The sequence below is a fragment of the Citrobacter sp. Cpo065 genome (assembly GCF_030332805.1).
Classification (GTDB): domain Bacteria; phylum Pseudomonadota; class Gammaproteobacteria; order Enterobacterales; family Enterobacteriaceae; genus Citrobacter; species Citrobacter portucalensis.
In genome coordinates, this window is sequence record NZ_JAOWHC010000031.1 from 1,382 (window position 1) to 22,512 (window position 21,131).

Below are 21,131 nucleotides of genomic sequence, written 5' to 3' on the forward strand. Positions count from 1 at the left end.
TTAACGCTGAGGTGTGATGACGAGGCACTACGGTGCTGAAGTAACAAATGCCCTGCTTCCAGGAAAAGCCTCTAAGCATCAGGTAACACGAAATCGTACCCCAAACCGACACAGGTGGTCAGGTAGAGAATACCAAGGCGCTTGAGAGAACTCGGGTGAAGGAACTAGGCAAAATGGTGCCGTAACTTCGGGAGAAGGCACGCTGATATGTAGGTGAAGTGGTTTACCCATGGAGCTGAAATCAGTCGAAGATACCAGCTGGCTGCAACTGTTTATTAAAAACACAGCACTGTGCAAACACGAAAGTGGACGTATACGGTGTGACGCCTGCCCGGTGCCGGAAGGTTAATTGATGGGGTTATCCGTAAGGAGAAGCTCTTGATCGAAGCCCCGGTAAACGGCGGCCGTAACTATAACGGTCCTAAGGTAGCGAAATTCCTTGTCGGGTAAGTTCCGACCTGCACGAATGGCGTAATGATGGCCAGGCTGTCTCCACCCGAGACTCAGTGAAATTGAACTCGCTGTGAAGATGCAGTGTACCCGCGGCAAGACGGAAAGACCCCGTGAACCTTTACTATAGCTTGACACTGAACACTGGTCCTTGATGTGTAGGATAGGTGGGAGGCTTTGAAGTGTGGACGCCAGTCTGCATGGAGCCATCCTTGAAATACCACCCTTTAATGGCTGGTGTTCTAACGTAGACCCGTAATCCGGGTTGCGGACAGTGTCTGGTGGGTAGTTTGACTGGGGCGGTCTCCTCCTAAAGAGTAACGGAGGAGCACGAAGGTTAGCTAATCCTGGTCGGACATCAGGAGGTTAGTGCAAAGGCATAAGCTAGCTTGACTGCGAGAGTGACGGCTCGAGCAGGTGCGAAAGCAGGTCTTAGTGATCCGGTGGTTCTGAATGGAAGGGCCATCGCTCAACGGATAAAAGGTACTCCGGGGATAACAGGCTGATACCGCCCAAGAGTTCATATCGACGGCGGTGTTTGGCACCTCGATGTCGGCTCATCACATCCTGGGGCTGAAGTAGGTCCCAAGGGTATGGCTGTTCGCCATTTAAAGTGGTACGCGAGCTGGGTTTAGAACGTCGTGAGACAGTTCGGTCCCTATCTGCCGTGGGCGCTGGAGAATTGAGGGGGGCTGCTCCTAGTACGAGAGGACCGGAGTGGACGCATCACTGGTGTTCGGGTTGTCATGCCAATGGCATTGCCCGGTAGCTAAATGCGGAAGAGATAAGTGCTGAAAGCATCTAAGCACGAAACTTGCCCCGAGATGAGTTCTCCCTGACCCTTTAAGGGTCCTGAAGGAACGTTGAAGACGACGACGTTGATAGGTCGGGTGTGTAAGTGTAGCGATACATTGAGCTAACCGATACTAATGAACCGTGAGGCTTAACCTTACAACGCCGAAGATGTTTTGGCGAAGAGACATCGAAATTCAGCTTGATTACAGATTAGATTGACATGCAAAAGCGTGTTGATAAACAGAATTTGCCTGGCGGCTGTAGCGCGGTGGTCCCACCTGACCCCATGCCGAACTCAGAAGTGAAACGCCGTAGCGCCGATGGTAGTGTGGGGTCTCCCCATGCGAGAGTAGGGAACTGCCAGGCATCAATTAAAGTGAAGAAGCCCATCCTGACGGATGGGCTTTTTTGCGTCTGTGCGGGATGAAAACCGCCGGATGCGGCGTGCCGCCTTATCCGGCCTACAAAAGCCCGTCAGTGAATGCGTTTCAGTAGACCTGATAAGCGCAGCGCATCAGGCACATCACAACACCACGGTTACCATCTTATCCATTGCGTAACAAAATCAGCAATTTGCTGTATGTCGTTGATGTCTAACAATGGAACATCCACCGCCAGCGGAACATCACTGGCAACCGCGATAACATATTCGTCTATCGCCAATTCTTCAGGACGATGCCCGCAACCGTCGCGAAAAAGCACGATCTTAGCGACAGGTTCATGCTTAAACCCTTCAACCAGCACTAGATCCAACGTCGCTGCATCCATCCGGCTTACCAGATACGCTAAATCCAGTTCGGGCTCTTCCGGTGTTTCTACCATTAATGCCCAACGTTGCTGGCTGGCGACCAGCGTTTGTGCTGCACCGGCTTTGCGCAGTTCATAGCTATCTTTACCGGGCTTGTCGACATCCATATTGTGATGAGTATGTTTAATCAATCCGGGACGTATACCTCTGGCACGTAGTTCCGGGATCAACTTTTTGAGCAGCGTGGTTTTTCCCGTGCCGCTCCATGCCGCAATGGCGAGTAATGGGATCATGATTTTTCCTGCCATTTTGCGAGCTCTTCGGGGGTGTTCACGTTTACGAACGCATCTTTATGATCGCTGAAATCGACAGCATGACCGCCAGCCAGACGCATAAAGACCATAACGCGTCGTTCACCGGACTGAAGATAATCCTGCAGCAAAGGCTGCATAGAGCGGTGCATCAGCGCAATGGTTGGGTGATCTCTTTCCCCATCATGCACCCAGACAACGGGTGCAGCTTTACGTTGCTCTTTTAAACGAGCGACCAGATCGTGAGGAATATAGGGCATATCGCACGGGCAAAACAGAAACCACTCCCCCGTTTGCTGCAGGAATACCGATAGCATCCCGGCCAGTGGGCCAGGGAAATCGGCCAAGGAATCGGGAATAACTTTCAGGCCGCTTTGCTGGTATATATCCCGGTGGCGATTGGCATTAACCACCACGGTTTCGACCTGCAAAGCGAGAATGTCGGCCACATGCCGCCAAAGAGGTTTACCGTCCAGTTCAAGCAGACCTTTATCGGTTCCACCCATCCGTCTGGCCTTACCGCCGGCCAGCACAACCCCTGTTATTGCACTATCCAGAATCACTGATATCGCCTCTTTTAATGTGGGATTGACCCTGCTAACGTATCTGTATTGAGCCTAAGGAGCACAACCATGAAATGTAAACGTCTGAATGAAGTTATTGAACTCCTCCAGCCAGCCTGGCAGAAGGAACCCGATCTTAACCTGATGCAATTTTTGCAGAAACTGGCGCAAGAGTCAGGTTTTGACGGCGAACTGGCGGATTTAACTGATGACATTCTGATCTATCACCTGAAAATGCGAGACTCAGCGAAGGATGCTGTCATCCCAGGTATTCAGAAAGATTATGAAGAAGATTTTAAAACCGCACTACTCCGCGCTCGTGGCGTAATTAAAGAGTAAAAGCTTGTAATCGCCGCCACCGAAAGCGCTGCGAAATGATATCCTGAATCATTCGTAGTATTTTCCGGATGATGGGATGAACGACAACGCTTTTAATTTCCAGACGCTACACCCGGATACCATCATGGATGCACTGTTTGAGCAGGGGATCCGGGTGGACTCCGGGCTTACCCCGCTTAACAGCTATGAAAACCGTGTCTATCAATTCCAGGACGAAGACCGTCGACGCTTTGTTGTTAAGTTTTATCGCCCTGAACGCTGGTCTGTCGATCAGATCCAGGAAGAGCACCAGTTTGCTCTGGAACTGGTAAGCGATGAAGTCCCGGTAGCTGCGCCGTTGGTACTGAACGGCCAAACGCTGTTAAGCCATCAGGGTTTCCATTTTGCGATCTTCCCCAGCGTCGGTGGACGACAGTTTGAAGCCGACAACATCGATCAGATGGAGGCGGTGGGGCGCTATCTCGGGCGTATGCACCAGACCGGATGCAAGCGTACTTTTACCTTCCGACCGACGATTGGCCTTGAAGAATACCTGACTGAACCGCGTAAAGTTTTTGAACACGCACAGCTTATCCCATCAGGGCAAAAAGCGGCTTTCCTGAAGGCAACGGATGCGCTTATCGCGGTGGTTACCGATCGCTGGCATACGCGTTTTACTACGTTACGCCTGCACGGTGATTGTCATGCCGGTAATATTCTGTGGCGCGATGGCCCGATGTTTGTCGATTTAGATGATGCCCGCAATGGTCCGGCTATTCAGGATTTATGGATGCTCCTCAATGGTGATAAAGCTGAACAACGCATGCAGCTAGAAACCATTATCGAGGCTTATGAAGAGTTTAGTGAGTTCGATATCTCTGAAATCGGACTGATAGAACCTTTACGCGCTATGCGTTTAGTTTATTATCTTGCTTGGCTGATTCGACGTTGGGCTGACCCTGCGTTCCCAAAAAACTTCCCGTGGTTAACCGGGGAAGATTACTGGCATCGTCAGACCGCGACCTTTATTGAGCAGGCAAAAATTCTGCAAGAGCCCCCCTTACAATTAACGCCAATGTATTAATCGGAGAAACTTGAACATGAAAAAAATATGGCTGGCGCTGGCTGGTATGGTCTTAGCTTTTAGCGCATCTGCAGCGCAGTTCCAGGATGGTAAACAATACATCACCCTGGAGAAGCCTGTTGCGGGTGAACCGCAAGTGTTGGAGTTCTTCTCCTTCTACTGCCCGCACTGCTATCAGTTTGAAGAAGTGCTTCATGTATCTGATAACGTGAAGAAAAAACTGCCGGAAGGTACTAAGATGACCAAATACCACGTCGAGTTTCTCGGGCCTTTGGGCAAAGATCTGACGCAGGCATGGGCGGTTGCAATGGCGCTGGGCGTTGAAGATCAGGTCACTGTTCCGCTGTTTGAAGGGGTTCAGAAAACCCAGACCGTTCAGTCTGTTGCTGATATCCGTAAAGTGTTTGTCGATGCGGGTATTAAAGGCGAAGACTATGATGCGGCATGGAACAGCTTCGTAGTGAAATCTCTCGTGGCACAGCAGGAAAAAGCAGCGGCTGATTTACAGCTGCAGGGCGTTCCGGCGATGTTCGTGAATGGCAAATATCAGGTCAACCCGCAGGGCATGGATACCAGCAGCATGGATATCTTTGTACAACAGTATGCGGATACCGTGAAATACCTGGTCGGTCAGAAGTAAAAGCAAAAGCCGGTCACTGACCGGCTTTTTTATTTGCAGCTTTAATCGCGTCGAGCTGCGCGTCTTTCTCACTCCACAGCGTATTCAACCACAGCTGAAAGCGGCGCTTGAATGCCTTATCGTTCACGTAATCACCGTGTAACTCTTCATGGATTGGCTCCAGATTCACCCGCACGACAATCCTCGTTAGCTTACCGCTCAGCATATCGTAGAACGGTCGGCTACTGTTTTCCGGATAGCATAACGTGACATCCAGCATTTTATCGAACTGTGACCCCAGCACATTTAATGCCATCGCAATACCGGCCGCCTTGGGTGGGAGCAGGTTTTGATAAGGAGAACGGGTTTGCTCACGCTTCTCATGAGTAAACCGCGAACCTTCGACAAAATTCACAATGGTTGTCGGGTGCGCACGAAATTTCTCGCAGGAACGACGCGTCGTTTCGACATCTTTACCACGGCGTTCCGGATGGCGAAGCAGATAGCCACGTGAATAGCGTTTCATAAACGGCATATCCAGAGCCCAGCAAGCCAGGCCAATAAAGGGCACCCAGGCCAACTGCTGCTTGAGGAAATATTTATTCATCGGGATGTGCTTACGTAACAGAACGCAAAGCACAACGATATCGGCCCAGCTGTAATGATTACAAATGAGCAGATACCAGTTTTTCTTGCTAAGACCTTCCAGTCCTTCAACATCCCACTTCAGCCGTGGATTAAGGTGCAGCAGTAGCGCCAGACCTTCACACCAGCAGTACATCATGAAATTACAGAAGACAGAAACCTTGCGCCAGACGACAGGAATGGGCAAAAGGAGTTTCACAACCCCGGCAAGGATGATCGGCACAGAACAAAAAATTGTGACCAATATGGTCAATACGATACTCAGCAACAGCGTTATCGCAGCGAGTATTCTCGTCATAATTAAATTATTCAAAAGGTTAGCCATAGACAGTGCGCGAAAGAGGCGCAAGGGGCTGATTTTATCAGAAAACGAACCAAATGATGGATCTTCCCTGAATAGAAAAAAAGAGAATATCTATCCACATCAGGATATAAGCTGTAAAAATGGAATAAAATGCCGTGCGTTTATTTAACTAATTGAAATTATTGTATAAATACAATGGAGAATTAATTGCCTTGCTATATTTAAAGAGCTGAAAATTATTTATTCACAAAGTTATCCACAGCTGTCTTTGCGAGCAAAGCAGAAGATCTGCAAAAGTTTTTCGACAAATGCGGCGAAAAACTCATGTTTTCATCCTGTCTGTGGCATCCTTTACCCATAATCTGATAAACAGGCACGGACATTATGGTTCAGATCCCAGAAAACCCACTTATCCTTGTAGATGGCTCATCTTACCTGTATCGCGCATACCACGCGTTCCCACCGCTGACTAACAGCGCAGGAGAACCTACGGGCGCGATGTACGGTGTCCTCAACATGCTGCGTAGCTTGATTCTGCAATATCAACCAACCCATGCAGCGGTGGTATTCGACGCCAAGGGTAAAACCTTCCGTGATGAATTATTCGAACATTATAAGTCTCACCGCCCACCGATGCCGGACGATCTGCGTGCGCAGATTGAACCTCTGCATGCGATGGTAAAGGCGATGGGGCTGCCACTGTTGGCTGTTTCTGGCGTGGAGGCGGACGATGTTATCGGTACGCTGGCGCGGGAAGCAGAGAAGATCGGTCGCCCGGTGCTGATTAGCACCGGTGATAAAGATATGGCTCAGTTGGTGACGCCGAATATCACCCTAATCAACACCATGACCAATACGATCCTCGGCCCGGAGGAAGTGGTGAATAAGTACGGCGTCCCGCCGGAACTGATCATCGATTTCCTGGCGCTGATGGGGGATTCCTCAGATAACATTCCTGGCGTTCCAGGCGTAGGCGAAAAAACCGCTCAGGCACTACTGCAGGGGCTGGGTGGGCTGGATACCCTCTATGCCGAATCAGACAAAATAGCGGGGCTGACCTTCCGTGGTGCGAAAACCATGGCAGGCAAACTTGAGCAGAACAAAGAGGTGGCGTACCTCTCTTATCAATTGGCTACCATCAAAACGGATGTTGAGCTGGAATTGACCTGTGAGCAGCTTGAAGTGCGTCAGCCCGCTGCAGAAGAACTGCTTGGCCTGTTTAAACAGTATGAATTTAAACGTTGGGTTACCGACGTTGAAGCGGGTAAATGGCTACAGGCGAAAGGGACGAAGCCGGCGGCAAAACCGCAAGAAACTATTGTCGTCGATGAAACGCCTGAGGAGCCGGCCACGGTTCTTTCGTATGAAAACTATGTGACGATTCTGGACGAAGCGACGCTGGAAGAGTGGATCGCTAAGCTGAAAAAAGCACCAGTCTTTGCCTTCGATACTGAAACTGACAGCCTGGACAATATTTCCGCGAATCTGGTTGGCCTGTCTTTTGCCATTGAACCGGGTGTGGCGGCGTATGTTCCTGTTGCCCACGATTACCTGGATGCCCCTGACCAGATCGCGCGCGACCGCGCGCTGGAGCTGCTAAAGCCGCTGCTGGAAGATGAGAACGCGCACAAAGTCGGGCAAAACCTGAAGTACGATCGCGGCATCCTGGCGAACTATGGCATCGAGCTGCGCGGCATCACCTTTGACACCATGCTCGAATCCTACATTCTTAACAGCGTCGCTGGACGACACGATATGGACAGCCTGTCGGACCGCTGGCTGAAACATAAAACCATCACCTTTGAAGAGATCGCCGGAAAAGGCAAAAACCAGCTGACCTTTAACCAGATAGCACTGGAAGAGGCTGGCCGTTACGCTGCGGAAGACGCCGACGTTACGCTACAGCTGCATCTGAAGATGTGGCCAGAATTGCAGCAGCATAAAGGGCCGTTGAACGTCTTTGAAAATATCGATATGCCGCTGGTGCCGGTTTTGTCTCGCGTTGAGCGCAACGGTGTGAAAATCGATCCGGCTGTTCTGCACAAGCATTCAGAAGAGCTGACGCTGCGTTTGAATGAGCTGGAGCAAAAAGCGCACGAGATCGCCGGAGAAGCGTTTAACCTCTCTTCCACTAAGCAACTGCAAACTATCCTGTTTGAAAAGCAGGGTATTAAGCCGTTGAAGAAAACCCCTGGCGGCGCGCCATCAACGTCGGAAGAGGTACTGGAAGAGCTCGCGCTGGATTACCCATTGCCGAAAGTGATCCTGGAATATCGTGGTTTAGCAAAACTGAAGTCGACCTATACGGATAAGCTTCCGTTGATGATTAACAAGAAAACCGGGCGCGTGCACACCTCATACCATCAGGCGGTTACTGCCACCGGGCGCTTGTCTTCAACGGATCCAAACCTGCAAAACATCCCGGTACGTAATGATGAAGGTCGTCGTATTCGTCAGGCGTTCATTGCGCCAGAAGACTACCTGATTGTCTCTGCGGACTACTCACAGATTGAACTGCGTATCATGGCGCACCTTTCACGTGATAAAGGTCTGCTTACCGCGTTTGCCGAAGGGAAAGACATTCACCGCGCAACGGCGGCAGAAGTCTTTGGTTTACCGCTTGATTCTGTGACCAGCGAGCAACGCCGCAGCGCTAAAGCCATTAACTTCGGTTTGATCTACGGGATGAGCGCCTTTGGTTTGGCGCGCCAGTTGAATATTCCGCGCAAAGAAGCACAGAAGTACATGGATCTCTACTTTGAACGCTACCCTGGTGTGTTGGAATACATGGAACGCACCCGAGCGCAGGCGAAAGAGCAAGGCTATGTAGAAACGCTGGAAGGTCGCCGTCTCTATTTACCGGATATTAAATCCAGTAATGGTGCTCGTCGCGCTGGTGCTGAACGTGCGGCCATTAACGCCCCGATGCAGGGAACTGCTGCAGACATTATCAAACGAGCCATGATTGCCGTGGATGGATGGCTGCAAACCGAGCAACCGCGCGTGCGCATGATCATGCAGGTACACGATGAACTGGTGTTTGAAGTGCACAAAGATGATCTGGAAAGCGTCTCCAAAAAGATCCACCAACTGATGGAAAACGAGACTCAGATTGACGTGCCGTTGCTGGTGGAAGTCGGGAGTGGTGAAAACTGGGATCAGGCGCACTAAGGGTTTACTTAATAACGCTCCTTTTTCGTAACTAAGCAACATAAGAGAGAGCTTTTTGTGATGTCCATTAGAATTCCCTATGTAAGGAATGAAAAAAAATTACAAAAAGTGCTTTCTGAGCTGCTCAAAAAAGAGTAAAGTTATTCTCGTAGGGTACAGAGGTAAGATGTTCTATCTTTCAGACCTTTTACTTCACGTAATCGGATTTGGCTGAATATTTTAGCCGCCCCAGTCAGTAATGACTGGGGCGTTTTTTATTGTGCGAAAGAAAAGTTTTGCACATGCTGTAGGCCGGATAAGACGCGCAGCGGCGTCATCCGGCATATCGGTGGGTTATTCCCCTTCCTGCACCTCTTCAACCGGTGCCAGTTCACTAAACCAGCTATCCAGTTTTTGCCGCAGTTTGTCCACACCCAGTTTTTTCAGCGATGAAAATGCTTCTACCTGCACATCACCGTTAAATGCTAGTACGGCTTCACGTACCATATTCAGCTGCGCTTTGCGTGCACCGCTGGCCAGCTTATCTGCTTTAGTCAGCAGTACCAGAACCTGAACGTTGCTCTCAACTGCCCACAGGATCATCTGTTGATCGAGATCTTTTAACGGGTGACGAATATCCATCAGTACCACCAGACCTTGCAGGCTCTGACGTTTTTCCAGATATTCAGCCAGCGCGCGCTGCCATTTACGCTTCATTTCTTCTGGAACTTCGGCATAACCGTATCCTGGCAAATCGACCAGGCGTTTGCCGTCAACGACTTCAAACAGGTTGATGAGCTGAGTACGACCCGGCGTTTTAGATGTACGCGCCAGACCTTTTTGATTCGTCAGGGTATTTAGCGCACTGGATTTGCCTGCGTTGGAACGGCCAGCAAAAGCCACTTCGATACCGGTATCGGAAGGTAAGTGGCGAATATCAGGCGCACTCATCACAAAGTGCGTCTGTTGATAATTCAAGTTAGTCAAAGCAGTCCTCTCCATCAATCAGGGCTTTGCAGCGATTATACCTGAACCCCAGCAAAAGGCTGGTTTTTCGACGAGTGAGCTGTGTAAGTAAAAACCTCGCGCTTTGTGAGACATTGCCGACAGTTTCTATACGAGATGACAGAGTAAAAAATGACAGAACTAAAATAAATCATATGGTTACATTTGGGCGCTATTCTTAAAATCAGAAATTGTTACCCAGGTTACTTGTACGTTTAAACCAAAACGGTAAAGTAGCGTCCATAGCGAGGAAGCTGACAGGATAGACGACTCAGGATGAGGGTCAGGAGCGCCAGGAGGCGAAGACACAGGATTGTCAGGAAGACAAACGTCCGGAGACGTTAGTAAAAGGAAATGGAAACAACACGGAATGTTAGAGGCTAAGGGAAAAACAGGGTGTGTTGATAGCCAACAGGGATTGTAGAGCCCGTAAGGGTTGAGAGTCAGGAAAAAAGGCGACAGATTACTCTGTCGCCTTTTTTCTTTATTTCTGCTAGATTCCGGCGCAATTATATACTGAATAAAAACAGCCAAAGACGAATCATGATGAAACCAACTTCTACACCACGCGGTAAAGGTCCTGCAAAAGCGCGTCGTAAAACACGCGAAGAAATTAACCAGGAAGCTCGCGACCGTAAGCGCCAGAAAAAACACCGTGGTCATGCGGCAGGTAGCCGTGCGTCCGGTAGCGAAGGCGCATCTGGTGGCGGAAACCAAAATAAGCAAAAAGATCCTCGTATTGGCAGCAAAACCCCCATTCCATTGGGCGTGACCGAAAAAGTCACCAAACAGCACAAACCGAAGAGTGAGAAACCTATGCTTTCACCGCAGGCTGAGTTGGATTTACTGGAAACGGATGAGCGCCTGGATGCGCTGCTGGAGCGTCTTGAAGCAGGAGAAACCCTGAGCGCGGAAGATCAGTCCTGGGTTGATGCCAAGCTGGACCGCATCGATGAGCTGATGCAAAAGCTGGGTCTTTCCTACGATGACGAGGAAGAAGAGGAAGAAGAAGAAAAGCAGGAAGACATGATGCGCCTGCTGAAAGGCGGCAACTAACGGTTTTACACCGTGGGTCTTCCCGTCCTGCTTATAACCCTTCCGGTTATATGTTATCTGGTGTGGTTATTCGTTAAACTACAGCGGTTGTCGCGGCGACAGAAGTGGCTGCGCAACCGACTTATCACCCGTACTGGGGTTAAGTCGGTACGCCGTACCCGCCAGAGACGCCATCGGAAGGAGTGAGCATGTCAGAGCAGTTAATAGACTGGGACCTGGCCCTGATCCAGAAATATAACTATTCCGGGCCACGATATACCTCGTACCCGACCGCGCTGGAGTTTTCTGAAGACTACGGCACTGAGGCATTTCTAAAGGCCGTGGCGCGTTATCCTGAGCGTCCTCTCTCGCTGTACGTTCACATCCCGTTCTGCCACAAGCTGTGCTACTTCTGCGGCTGTAACAAGGTCGTGACTCGCCAGCAGCACAAAGCCGATCAATACCTCGATGTCTTAGAACAAGAAATTATTCATCGCGCACCGCTGTTCTCCGGACGCCATGTCAGTCAGCTGCACTGGGGCGGCGGCACGCCTACGTACCTGAATAAAGCGCAAATCAGTCGTTTGATGTCGCTGCTGCGTAGCAACTTTAACTTTAACGACGACGCCGAAATTTCGATCGAAGTGGATCCGCGTGAAATTGAGCTGGATGTGCTTGATCATTTACGCGCTGAAGGTTTTAACCGCCTGAGCATGGGGGTGCAGGACTTCAATAAAGAAGTTCAGCGCCTGGTGAACCGTGAGCAGGATGAGGAATTCATCTTTGCACTGCTGAATCATGCGCGTGAGATTGGCTTTACCTCGACGAATATCGATCTGATTTATGGTTTGCCAAAACAGACGCCGGAAAGTTTCGCCTTCACCCTGAAACGCGTTGCTGAGCTGAATCCAGACCGACTGAGCGTCTTTAACTACGCGCACCTGCCAACGCTGTTTGCCGCTCAGCGTAAGATTAAAGATGCCGACCTGCCCAGCGCGCAGCAGAAGCTGGATATCCTGCAGGAAACCATCTCGTCACTGACCGAAACCGGTTATCAGTTTATTGGTATGGATCATTTTGCCCGCCCAGATGACGAATTGGCCATTGCACAACGCGAGGGTGTTCTGCATCGCAATTTCCAGGGCTATACCACCCAGGGTGATACCGATCTGCTGGGAATGGGCGTGTCAGCCATTAGTATGATTGGTGACAACTACGCGCAGAACCAGAAAGAGCTGAAGCGCTATTATCAGCAGGTAGACGAGCAGGGGAACGCGCTGTGGCGCGGAATCGCCCTGACCCGCGACGACTGCATTCGTCGGGATGTTATTAAGCTCCTGATCTGCAACTTCCGCCTCGACTATGCCGCTGTGGAACAGCAATGGGATCTGAACTTCGCTGACTATTTTGCCGAAGACCTGAAACTGCTGGCACCGCTGGCGAAGGATGGGCTGGTGGATGTCGATGAGAAGGGGATTCAGGTCACGCCGAAGGGCCGTCTGCTGATCCGTAATATTTGCATGTGCTTCGATGCGTATCTGCGCCAGAAAGCACGGATGCAGCAATTCTCGCGGGTGATTTAACGCTTTTCCGGGTGGCGCTTCGCTTATCGTGCCTACGAAAATCTCAATACGTAGGTCGGGTAAGCGAAGCGCCACCCGGCGAACCCGCTAGCTGAACAGTCCAACCAGCGCTGCGCACAATACTGCGGCGACCGCAGTTTGTGGCGTATGGCTTTCGACTGCACCGCTCGACAGCAGATTAATGATTGATTCCAGCATGATGACTTCCCCCCGTTAGTCGGGCACGATCATACTTAACTCATCGGAACAGTAAAGCGCAAAATAGCAGCTATTTGCGCTCAATTATTAATCTTTACACAGTGACGATATGTCACTCCATTCCGAGTTCTTTTAGCTTACGCGTCAAGGTATTACGACCCCAACCGAGCAAGCGTGCCGCTTCCTGTTTATGCCCCTGGGTATGACGTAGCGCGGTAGTCAACAGCGTGCGCTCCATCTCTGGTTGGGCCTCAGAAAGCAAGTTTTGATGACCGGAGCGTAATGCCCGATCCGCCCACTGTGCCAATAGCGTTGCCCAACTATCCGGCTGCATATGGGACGGTGCATCTGGCACAGAGGTTTCAAACAGCTCGGTTGGTAAGTCCTGAATCAGTACTTCCTGCCCGGCGGCCATTACGGTTAACCAGCGGCAGGTATTCTCAAGCTGACGCACGTTACCTGGCCAGGCCAGACGGGTGAGCGCAGCCTCGGTTTCCGGGTGTAATTGTTTGGCTTCCACCCCCAGTTCGCGGGCGGCCTCCTGCAGGAAATGACGCGCCAGGCGGGGGATATCTTCCCGACGTTCGCGCAGTGGCGGCAGATGTACCCGAATGACGTTCAGGCGATGGAATAAGTCCTCACGGAATTTGCCTTCCTGCACGCGCAGTTCAAGATTCTGGTGCGTGGCGGCGATAATGCGTACATCTACCTTTACGGGCGCGTAACCGCCAACGCGGTAAAACTGTCCGTCGGCTAATACGCGCAATAAACGCGTTTGCACGTCCAGCGGCATATCGCCAATTTCATCGAGGAACAGCGTACCGCCGTCTGCCTGTTCAAAGCGCCCCTGACGAATGGTATTCGCCCCGGTAAACGCGCCTTTCTCGTGGCCAAACAGCTCAGATTCGATCAAATCTTTCGGGATTGCCGCCATGTTCAGCGCGATAAACGGCGCTTTGACGCGCGGGCTGTGACGGTGCAACGCATGGGCGACCAGCTCTTTACCGGTTCCTGACTCCCCATTAATCAATACGCTGATTGAAGATCGGGACAGGCGACCAATAATGCGAAAGACGTCCTGCATTGCTGGCGCTTCGCCGATGATGTCGGTTGTGGGGCCATTGATCTGAACATTACGCGGCTGCTGCTGTTCCTGATAATGACTGATGGCGCGCTCGACCAACGCCACGGCTTCATCAATATCAAAAGGTTTGGGCAGATAATCAAACGCCCCTTGCTGATAGGCGCTGACGGCGGCATCCAGATCGGAGTGCGCGGTCATTATGATGACCGGAAGCATCGGATGCCGCTGTTTAATCTGTTTTAACAGCGTCAGGCCGTCCATACCCGGCATGCGGATATCCGACAACAGCACGTCCGGCGTTTTGCTGGCCAGCGCGTCCAGTACCTCTTTACCACTTTCAAATGTGGTACAGCTTAGCCCTGCCCCTGCGAGCGCACGTTCAAGCACCCAACGGATGGAACTATCGTCATCAACGACCCAGACTATTCCTCGTTGCATAAACGTCACCTTATTTCCTGATAGGCAGGTAAACCGAGAACTCGGTATGACCCGGCCAACTGGTAAATTCAATTTTGCCGGAATGTTGATCAATCAAATTACGGGCGATAGATAATCCAAGGCCGGTACCGCCTTCGCGACCGCTAACCATTGGGTAGAACAGCGTATCCTGCAAATGCGAGGGAATACCTGGACCGTTATCCTCTACATCAATTCGTGCCGCCAGACGGTAACGCATGCCGTGTAGCGTGAGCTGAAACGCGGTGCGGGTGCGCAGAATGATCTCGCCGCCTTCCGGTCCCAGCGCCTGCAAAGCATTGCGTACGATGTTCAGCAAAACCTGCTCGATCTGGTCCGGGTCGTGCAGTAATTCGGGCAGACTTGGGTCGTAATCCCGGATTAGCGTGACGTTTTCCGGCAGCTCCATCGAGACTAGCGCCACCACGCGTTCCGCCACTTTGTGAATACTTTCCGTGATGTGCATGCCGGGCTGTTGTGGCCCCAGCAGACGGTCGACCAGATTACGCAGGCGGTCCGCCTGTTCAATAATGACTTTGGTATATTCGGTCAGCGCCGGGTCCGGAAGCGCTTTACTGAGAAGTTGCGCCGCACCGCGTAATCCGCCCAGCGGGTTTTTAATTTCATGTGCCAGACCACGCACCAGATCGCGGGCAGCAATCTGCTGGGCGTGCTGGAGCTGTTCCTGACTCAGACGGCGCTGGTTATCCATAGGGGCCATCTCCAGCAAGATAAGGCCATCAGGCAGCCTCTGAGCGGTCACAGAGAGGATATGTGAGTGGCTGTCTATCACCAGCGTCACTTCGTTATCCGTAAAGCCCTGGCCTGCTTCCAGGCTCTCTCGCATCAGTCCGATGTTTAAGGAGAAATAACTCAACAGATCGGGAAGCGGTGTACCAAACAGTTTGCGGGAGCTTTGGGCGAGCAACTGCTGTGCCGCCGGGTTGGCGTAATGTACAGCCAGCTCATCGTCGACGAGTAAGATGCTGTTGATTAAAGAATTTAGGATCTGCCCAGCATCGGGCAGCGTGCCGGTTGCCATTCAGCAGTCTCCTGAAAAGTGTTGCACCAATTTAGTGCATTATAGCTTTTTACATCAAAAAAGCGCGAAAAAGCAGGTTGTTAGTGGAGAAAAAAGCCCATCCGGGGATGGGCTACAGATGACTGGCAAACATAGATGCCGGATGGCGGCTTTGCCTTATCCGGCCTACAAGGTAATGTTACCCTCCAGGCCTGATAAGTTTGCGCCATCAGGCGTCCTATCATTCACCATCGATCTCAAGCCTGCCTGAGCAGGCTAAAAGTTCCACGGCAACTCAAACGATTAAACGCTGTAGTACAGCTCAAACTCTACCGGGTGCGGAGTCATACGCACGCGGTCATCTTCTTCGCGACGCAGCGCAATGTACGCATCGATCGCTTCATTGGTGAACACGCCGCCTGCGGTCAGGAACTCGCGGTCCAGATCCAGTTCTTTCAGTGCTTCTTCCAGAGAACCAGCAACCTGTGGGATCTCTTTCGCTTCTTCCGGCGGCAGGTCGTACAGGTTTTTGTCCATTGCTTCGCCCGGGTGGATCTTGTTCTTAATACCGTCAAGACCAGCCATCAGCAGCGCTGCGAAGCACAGGTATGGGTTAGCAGCCGGGTCCGGGAAACGCACTTCGATACGACGCGCTTTCGGAGAAGCAACTACCGGGATACGGATAGACGCAGAACGGTTACGGGCAGAGTAAGCCAACATTACCGGTGCTTCGTAACCCGGGACCAGACGCTTGTAGGAGTTGGTGGTCGGGTTAGCCAGGGCGTTGATCGCTTTAGCGTGCTTGATTACGCCACCGATGTAGTACAGCGCCTGCTCAGACAGACCCGCATATTTGTCACCGGAGAACAGGTTTACGCCGTTCTTGGACAGGGACATGTGGCAGTGCATGCCGGAACCGTTATCGCCAAACATTGGTTTTGGCATAAAGGTCGCGGTTTTACCGAAACGGTGAGCGACGTTGTGAACGACATATTTGTAGATCTGAATTTCGTCCGCTTTTTTGGTCATGGTGTTAAAGCGGGTCGCGATTTCGTTCTGACCAGCAGTCGCCACTTCGTGGTGATGCGCTTCAACAACCAGGCCCATTTCTTCCATGATCAGACACATGGTAGAACGGATATCCTGAGAAGAATCTACCGGAGGAACCGGGAAGTAACCGCCTTTCACGCCTGGACGGTGACCTTTGTTACCACCTTCGTATTTGGTGGAAGAGTTCCATGCGCCTTCGATGTCATCGATAGCCACGTGGGAACCGGAAATAGTTGCGCCGAAACGGATGTCGTCAAACAGGAAGAATTCTGGCTCTGGTCCGAACAGAACGGTGTCTGCGATGCCGGTAGAACGCAGATACTCTTCAGCACGTTTAGCAATGGAACGCGGGTCACGGTCGTAGCCCTGCAGCGTACCTGGTTCCAGGATATCGCAACGGATGATCAGGGTAGACTCTTCAAAGAACGGGTCGATGAGAGCAGTAGACGCATCTGGCATCAGAACCATGTCTGATTCGTTAATGCCTTTCCAGCCACCGATTGAGGAGCCGTCAAACATTTTGCCTTCTTCAAAGAATTCGGCATTTACCTGATGAGCAGGAATAGTGACGTGCTGTTCTTTACCTTTGGTATCAGTGAAGCGTAAATCAACAAACTTCACTTCGTGTTCGTTCAGCATCGTCAAAACGTGTTCAGCGGACATACTTACTCTCCCGGATTGGTCATTGTCGTCGTGGTAACGAAGTCTTCAATTCTGCAAAAATTGGCCGTGTCGCCATAAAAAATATAAAGCGAAATCTGTGCCAACTTTTAAATTGCCCCTAAAAGGCGTTATCATGCGCACCATCGTGCAAAGGGGCTGCACCATGAAGGTTGTATTGCACCATTATAGTGCTTTAATGTGAACATTAAGCACCATATTGGTGCAAAGCATGTCAGATTACCCCTTTTAACGCTCCGTGAATGTGATCACAAAGAAACTCTGCAATACTTGTTTGCGGAGGATGTTTGTGATCCTGTTTTGTACTGCGATTAATCCGTGTACAATAACGCGCTATTTCTAAAATGCCTGAGGCAAAGTTGTGATCGAAAATTTGCGTAACATCGCCATCATCGCGCACGTAGACCATGGTAAAACGACCCTGGTAGACAAGCTGCTCCAACAATCCGGTACGTTCGATGCACGTGCTGAAACCCAAGAGCGCGTGATGGACTCCAACGATTTGGAGAAAGAGCGTGGGATTACCATCCTCGCTAAAAACACCGCTATCAAATGGAATGACTACCGTATCAACATCGTTGATACCCCGGGGCACGCCGACTTCGGTGGTGAAGTTGAACGTGTAATGTCCATGGTCGACTCTGTGCTGCTGGTGGTGGATGCAATGGACGGTCCGATGCCGCAGACGCGCTTCGTGACCAAAAAAGCCTTTGCCCATGGCCTGAAGCCAATTGTTGTTATCAACAAAGTTGACCGTCCTGGCGCGCGTCCTGACTGGGTTGTTGATCAGGTATTTGACCTGTTCGTTAACCTCGATGCTACCGACGAGCAGCTGGACTTCCCGATCGTTTACGCTTCTGCGCTGAACGGTATCGCGGGTCTGGATCACGAAGACATGGCTGAAGACATGACTCCGCTGTATCAGACTATCGTTGATCGTGTACCGGCTCCGAGCGTAGATCTTGATGGCCCGCTGCAGATGCAAATCTCTCAGCTGGACTACAACAACTACGTTGGCGTAATCGGTATCGGCCGCATCAAACGCGGTAAAGTTAAACCGAACCAGCAGATCACTATCATTGATAGCGAAGGCAAAACCCGTAACGGTAAAGTCGGTAAAGTTCTGACCCATCTGGGTCTGGAACGTATCGAGAGTGATATTGCCGAAGCAGGCGATATCATCGCGATCACCGGTCTGGGCGAACTGAACATCTCCGACACCATCTGCGACCCGCAGAATGTTGAAGCGCTGCCAGCTCTGTCCGTTGATGAACCGACCGTTACCATGTTCTTCTGCGTAAACACCTCTCCGTTCTGCGGTAAAGAAGGTAAATATGTTACCTCTCGTCAGATCCTTGACCGCCTGAACAAAGAGCTGGTGCACAACGTTGCGCTGCGCGTTGAAGAAACCGAAGATGCGGATGCGTTCCGTGTATCCGGTCGTGGTGAGCTGCACCTGTCTGTTCTGATCGAAAACATGCGTCGTGAAGGTTTCGAAATGGCGGTTTCCCGTCCGAAAGTAATCTTCCGCGAAATCGACGGCCGTAAACAAGAGCCGTTCGAAAACGTAACGCTGGACGTTGAAGAGCAGCACCAGGGTTCTGTGATGCAGGCTCTGGGTGAGCGTAAAGGCGACCTGAAAAACATGAATCCAGATGGCAAAGGCCGCGTACGTCTTGACTACGTGATCCCAAGCCGTGGTCTGATCGGCTTCCGTTCAGAATTCATGACCATGACTTCTGGTACCGGTCTGCTGTACTCCACCTTCAGCCACTACGACGACGTTCGTGCGGGTGATGTGGGTCAGCGTCAGAACGGCGTACTGATCTCCAACGGCCAGGGTAAAGCAGTTGCGTTCGCACTGTTCAGCCTGCAGGACCGCGGTAAGCTGTTCCTGGGTCACGGTGCTGAAGTTTACGAAGGCCAGATCATCGGTATTCACAGCCGTTCTAACGACCTGACTGTAAACTGCCTGACCGGTAAGAAACTGACCAACATGCGTGCGTCTGGTACTGACGAAGCAACGGTTCTGGTTCCGCCGGTTAAGATGACTCTGGAGCAGGCTCTGGAATTCATCGATGACGACGAACTGGTAGAAGTAACACCAACCTCTATCCGTATCCGTAAGCGTCACCTGACTGAAAACGATCGTCGCCGTGCAATGCGTGGCGCGAAAGAAGAGTAATTAACACTCTTTTTCAGGTAAGCACAAAAAAGCCGCTGATTATCAGCGGCTTTTTTTATCTAAAAGATCAGGTCGTTTCCTGCTCTGCAATGACTAGCTCAATATTTTCTAAATCAAGCAATTGCTTGAATGAATTTGGTGGCTGGGAATCGGTAAAAAATGCCCGAATTTTACGCATATTACCGATGGATACAGCGGCTGAGGCGGTAAACTTAGTATGATCAGCAACTAACAGCGTATTACGTGCATGCTTAATCATCGTTTTGGCGACAAGCGCTTCGTTAACGTCAAATTCTAATAGTGTGCCGTCTTCCTCGATGGCACCAATACTGGTAATCAAATAGTCGGCTCTAAATCCTTCAATAAAGTTCACTGCTCCTGGGCCAACAATACCGCCATTATGAGCACGTAACGTTCCACCGGGAACCATAACCTCAAGATCTTGATTCTTATATAAGATCTGCGCAACACGAAGACTGTTAGTAATGATGCGAAGATCCCGACGGTTCAGCAAAGCTCGTGCGACGGCTTCCACCGTTGTACCAATGGTAATAAATACCGTACAGCGTTCAGGAAGATAATCAGCAACCGCTTCCGCTATCGCTTCTTTTTCCTGGGTAAGGGACAACTCTCGCTGTTCAAAGGCGGTATTCATGACGCTGGATACACGTCCGGCTCCACCATGATGTCTGGTGATCAAGCCCTGTTCGCTTAACTTACGAATATCCCGGCGCACGGTTTGCGTGGACACGTCCAGCAATTGTGCGAGCTCTTCGATATTCATATAGCCGCGTTCTGTAATGTAATGAACAAGTTGATCGTGTCGCGGATTACCGGTGACTTCAATGATGCTCATGAATACTCCTGGACTTCTTCCCCGTAATTGTTGGCTATTTTACGCATAAAGTGACAAAAATGATTCGGTTTGCGCACGATTAGGAATTCCGGCTCGTCCGCCCGCCTGAGTGCATTTCATCGCCGCCACCGCACTTGCGAAGCGAATCGCCTGGTCAGTCGGCATTTGCTCTGCAAGAGCTGCTGCCATTGCACCATGGAAAACATCGCCTGCACCGGTTGTATCCACAACATTGACAGAAAATGCAGTCTGTTGACACATATGACCATTTTCGATCCATAGTGACCCTTCGCCACCAAGCGTAACGTACACTTTACCATTGGTTTGCTCAGCGGCCAGTTTAAGTGCCTGTTGTGCATCATCTTGCCCGGTCATTCTCTTCAGACCTGGAGTTGAAAAAACGGCATGATCGGCAAGCGCCACCAATGGGGTTATATCTTGTGGTGTCATATCGGCATCCAACAGCGTTGGAACTCCGGCGGCACGTGCCAGTTCGAAGGATTTCAACGTCCCTTCATGCCAACGTACATCGGCCAGAACGATGTCATAACGGGAAAAATCAATCGACTCCAGCCACCTTGCATCCGTATCGAGATCCGGGCTTGGATAGTTCACGATAATGCGTTCGCCATGCTGGTCGACCAAAATTGCGGACTGGGATGAACGGGAGTTCGGGTATTGCCGGCAGAACGCCGTATTGACCCCCCAGCTCTGAAGCTCGTTAAGCAAGGTATTCCCACAACTGTCATCGCCTACACGGCCTATAAAATCAACGTCAATACCAAGCCGGGCAATGGCGACAGCTGCTGTTGCCGCCGGGCCGCCACCTGTCTCCAGATATTGATTTGACTGATATTTTCCCCCGCCATCGGGCAGGTTGTTCAGAGAATAAATACGGTCCTGAACGGTGATTCCAACACATGCAATTCTGGTCATATTTGGTTAGTCCTGTGTGATCTTGTCTTCTTTTGTTCATTTTAATGACATAAA

At 50.9% G+C, this 21,131-nt stretch carries 19 protein-coding genes, 2 rRNA genes and 1 pseudogene (1 of these 22 cut by a window edge); 12 read left to right on the top strand and 10 right to left on the bottom strand.

Annotated features, from left to right (window positions below; all coding sequences use genetic code 11):
- Positions 1–1,401, top strand: a 23S ribosomal RNA gene (locus OGY68_RS11120); its annotated part reaches 1,381 nt to the left of the window's first position; the annotation flags it as partial.
- Positions 1,402–1,495: 94 nt separating this feature from the next.
- Positions 1,496–1,611, top strand: a 5S ribosomal RNA gene (gene rrf, locus OGY68_RS11125).
- A gap of 171 nt (positions 1,612–1,782) precedes the next feature.
- Here rrf and mobB read toward each other — a convergent pair.
- Positions 1,783–2,301 (bottom strand): molybdopterin-guanine dinucleotide biosynthesis protein MobB, encoded by a 519-nt coding sequence (gene mobB, locus OGY68_RS11130; protein WP_100247285.1) that lies wholly within the window; start codon positions 2,299–2,301, stop codon positions 1,783–1,785.
- The gene (gene mobA, locus OGY68_RS11135; RefSeq protein ID WP_003028614.1) at positions 2,283–2,867 is read right to left on the bottom strand and encodes a molybdenum cofactor guanylyltransferase MobA; all 585 of its coding nucleotides are present in this window, start codon (positions 2,865–2,867) and stop codon (positions 2,283–2,285) included. The genes mobB and mobA overlap by 19 nt, the downstream gene beginning before the upstream one ends.
- A gap of 69 nt (positions 2,868–2,936) precedes the next feature.
- Between mobA and OGY68_RS11140 the strand changes: the two genes are divergently transcribed.
- The 3 genes from OGY68_RS11140 (at position 2,937) to dsbA (ending at position 4,909) form a co-directional block, all read left to right on the top strand.
- On the top strand, positions 2,937–3,206 hold the full coding sequence (locus tag OGY68_RS11140; RefSeq protein ID WP_003028616.1) for a YihD family protein: 270 nt from the start codon (positions 2,937–2,939) through the stop codon (positions 3,204–3,206).
- Between the two features lie 76 nt (positions 3,207–3,282).
- Positions 3,283–4,269, top strand: coding sequence for a serine/threonine protein kinase (locus tag OGY68_RS11145; protein ID WP_057066642.1), 987 nt, complete (start codon positions 3,283–3,285; stop codon positions 4,267–4,269).
- A gap of 16 nt (positions 4,270–4,285) precedes the next feature.
- Complete coding sequence (gene dsbA, locus OGY68_RS11150; RefSeq protein ID WP_003028621.1) at positions 4,286–4,909, top strand: thiol:disulfide interchange protein DsbA; 624 nt, start codon at positions 4,286–4,288, stop codon at positions 4,907–4,909.
- Positions 4,910–4,922: 13 nt separating this feature from the next.
- On the opposite strand, the gene yihG is transcribed toward dsbA, so the two are convergent.
- Complete coding sequence (gene yihG / locus OGY68_RS11155) at positions 4,923–5,786, bottom strand: 1-acylglycerol-3-phosphate O-acyltransferase, YihG family (RefSeq protein WP_225624899.1); 864 nt, start codon at positions 5,784–5,786, stop codon at positions 4,923–4,925.
- Here yihG and OGY68_RS11160 point away from each other — a divergent pair.
- From OGY68_RS11160 to spfP, 3 genes are all read left to right on the top strand, one after another.
- Positions 5,671–6,006, top strand: a complete 336-nt coding sequence (locus OGY68_RS11160; RefSeq protein WP_231504644.1) for a hypothetical protein — start codon at positions 5,671–5,673, stop codon at positions 6,004–6,006. The two genes, yihG and OGY68_RS11160, sit on opposite strands and share 116 nt — an antisense overlap.
- Before the next feature lie 215 nt (positions 6,007–6,221).
- Entirely contained in the window at positions 6,222–9,008 is a 2,787-nt protein-coding gene (gene polA, locus OGY68_RS11165; RefSeq protein ID WP_057066644.1) for a DNA polymerase I, read from the top strand.
- Positions 9,009–9,174: 166 nt separating this feature from the next.
- A complete protein-coding gene (spfP, locus tag OGY68_RS22955) occupies positions 9,175–9,222 on the top strand; it encodes a small protein SpfP (protein WP_071892919.1) in 48 nt (15 codons plus the stop codon).
- 119 nt (positions 9,223–9,341) lie between these two features.
- On the opposite strand, the gene yihA is transcribed toward spfP, so the two are convergent.
- Positions 9,342–9,974, bottom strand: coding sequence for a ribosome biogenesis GTP-binding protein YihA/YsxC (gene yihA, locus OGY68_RS11170; protein ID WP_008786982.1), 633 nt, complete (start codon positions 9,972–9,974; stop codon positions 9,342–9,344).
- A gap of 209 nt (positions 9,975–10,183) precedes the next feature.
- On the opposite strand from yihA, the pseudogene OGY68_RS11175 reads away from it, so the two are divergent.
- From OGY68_RS11175 to hemN, 3 genes and pseudogenes are all read left to right on the top strand, one after another.
- Positions 10,184–10,369: pseudogene (locus OGY68_RS11175) on the top strand (hypothetical protein).
- A gap of 169 nt (positions 10,370–10,538) precedes the next feature.
- Positions 10,539–11,048 carry a Der GTPase-activating protein YihI gene (gene yihI / locus OGY68_RS11180; protein WP_003028627.1) on the top strand — a complete coding sequence of 170 codons (510 nt, stop codon included), beginning with the start codon at positions 10,539–10,541 and terminating at the stop codon, positions 11,046–11,048.
- A 188-nt stretch (positions 11,049–11,236) separates the two neighbouring features.
- Positions 11,237–12,610: an oxygen-independent coproporphyrinogen III oxidase gene (gene hemN, locus OGY68_RS11185; RefSeq protein WP_057066646.1), complete on the top strand. Its 1,374-nt coding sequence runs from the start codon at positions 11,237–11,239 to the stop codon at positions 12,608–12,610.
- An 87-nt stretch (positions 12,611–12,697) separates the two neighbouring features.
- Here the strand turns inward: hemN and OGY68_RS11190 are convergent, their stop codons facing one another.
- The 4 genes from OGY68_RS11190 to glnA all read right to left on the bottom strand — a co-directional run bounded on the left by OGY68_RS11190 (position 12,698) and on the right by glnA (position 17,082).
- Positions 12,698–12,808, bottom strand: a complete 111-nt coding sequence (locus OGY68_RS11190; RefSeq protein WP_020996121.1) for a YshB family small membrane protein — start codon at positions 12,806–12,808, stop codon at positions 12,698–12,700.
- Between the two features lie 112 nt (positions 12,809–12,920).
- Positions 12,921–14,330 carry a nitrogen regulation protein NR(I) gene (gene glnG, locus OGY68_RS11195; RefSeq protein WP_003825317.1) on the bottom strand — a complete coding sequence of 470 codons (1,410 nt, stop codon included), beginning with the start codon at positions 14,328–14,330 and terminating at the stop codon, positions 12,921–12,923.
- A 10-nt stretch (positions 14,331–14,340) separates the two neighbouring features.
- On the bottom strand, positions 14,341–15,390 hold the full coding sequence (gene glnL, locus OGY68_RS11200) for a nitrogen regulation protein NR(II) (protein WP_008786986.1): 1,050 nt from the start codon (positions 15,388–15,390) through the stop codon (positions 14,341–14,343).
- A gap of 282 nt (positions 15,391–15,672) precedes the next feature.
- The gene (gene glnA / locus OGY68_RS11205; RefSeq protein ID WP_008786987.1) at positions 15,673–17,082 is read right to left on the bottom strand and encodes a glutamate--ammonia ligase; all 1,410 of its coding nucleotides are present in this window, start codon (positions 17,080–17,082) and stop codon (positions 15,673–15,675) included.
- Between the two features lie 379 nt (positions 17,083–17,461).
- On the opposite strand from glnA, the gene typA reads away from it, so the two are divergent.
- Complete coding sequence (typA, locus tag OGY68_RS11210) at positions 17,462–19,285, top strand: ribosome-dependent GTPase TypA (protein WP_008786988.1); 1,824 nt, start codon at positions 17,462–17,464, stop codon at positions 19,283–19,285.
- Positions 19,286–19,352: 67 nt separating this feature from the next.
- Here typA and OGY68_RS11215 read toward each other — a convergent pair whose 3' ends face one another.
- On the bottom strand, positions 19,353–20,141 hold the full coding sequence (locus OGY68_RS11215; RefSeq protein WP_008786989.1) for a DeoR/GlpR family DNA-binding transcription regulator: 789 nt from the start codon (positions 20,139–20,141) through the stop codon (positions 19,353–19,355).
- Positions 20,142–20,180: 39 nt separating this feature from the next.
- Entirely contained in the window at positions 20,181–21,077 is an 897-nt protein-coding gene (locus OGY68_RS11220; protein ID WP_008786990.1) for a sugar kinase, read from the bottom strand.
- Positions 21,078–21,131 lie beyond the last annotated feature (54 nt).

Coding starts and splice junctions, on each gene's coding strand:
- mobB (WP_100247285.1), bottom strand. CDS start 2,301: ATGGCAGGAAAAATCATGATCCCATTACTCGCCATTGCGGCATGGAGC.
- OGY68_RS11140 (WP_003028616.1), top strand. CDS start 2,937: ATGAAATGTAAACGTCTGAATGAAGTTATTGAACTCCTCCAGCCAGCC.
- OGY68_RS11145 (WP_057066642.1), top strand. CDS start 3,283: ATGAACGACAACGCTTTTAATTTCCAGACGCTACACCCGGATACCATC.
- dsbA (WP_003028621.1), top strand. CDS start 4,286: ATGAAAAAAATATGGCTGGCGCTGGCTGGTATGGTCTTAGCTTTTAGC.
- OGY68_RS11160 (WP_231504644.1), top strand. CDS start 5,671: ATGAAATTACAGAAGACAGAAACCTTGCGCCAGACGACAGGAATGGGC.
- polA (WP_057066644.1), top strand. CDS start 6,222: ATGGTTCAGATCCCAGAAAACCCACTTATCCTTGTAGATGGCTCATCT.
- yihI (WP_003028627.1), top strand. CDS start 10,539: ATGAAACCAACTTCTACACCACGCGGTAAAGGTCCTGCAAAAGCGCGT.
- hemN (WP_057066646.1), top strand. CDS start 11,237: ATGTCAGAGCAGTTAATAGACTGGGACCTGGCCCTGATCCAGAAATAT.
- OGY68_RS11190 (WP_020996121.1), bottom strand. CDS start 12,808: ATGCTGGAATCAATCATTAATCTGCTGTCGAGCGGTGCAGTCGAAAGC.
- glnG (WP_003825317.1), bottom strand. CDS start 14,330: ATGCAACGAGGAATAGTCTGGGTCGTTGATGACGATAGTTCCATCCGT.
- glnL (WP_008786986.1), bottom strand. CDS start 15,390: ATGGCAACCGGCACGCTGCCCGATGCTGGGCAGATCCTAAATTCTTTA.
- glnA (WP_008786987.1), bottom strand. CDS start 17,082: ATGTCCGCTGAACACGTTTTGACGATGCTGAACGAACACGAAGTGAAG.
- OGY68_RS11215 (WP_008786989.1), bottom strand. CDS start 20,141: ATGAGCATCATTGAAGTCACCGGTAATCCGCGACACGATCAACTTGTT.
- OGY68_RS11220 (WP_008786990.1), bottom strand. CDS start 21,077: ATGACCAGAATTGCATGTGTTGGAATCACCGTTCAGGACCGTATTTAT.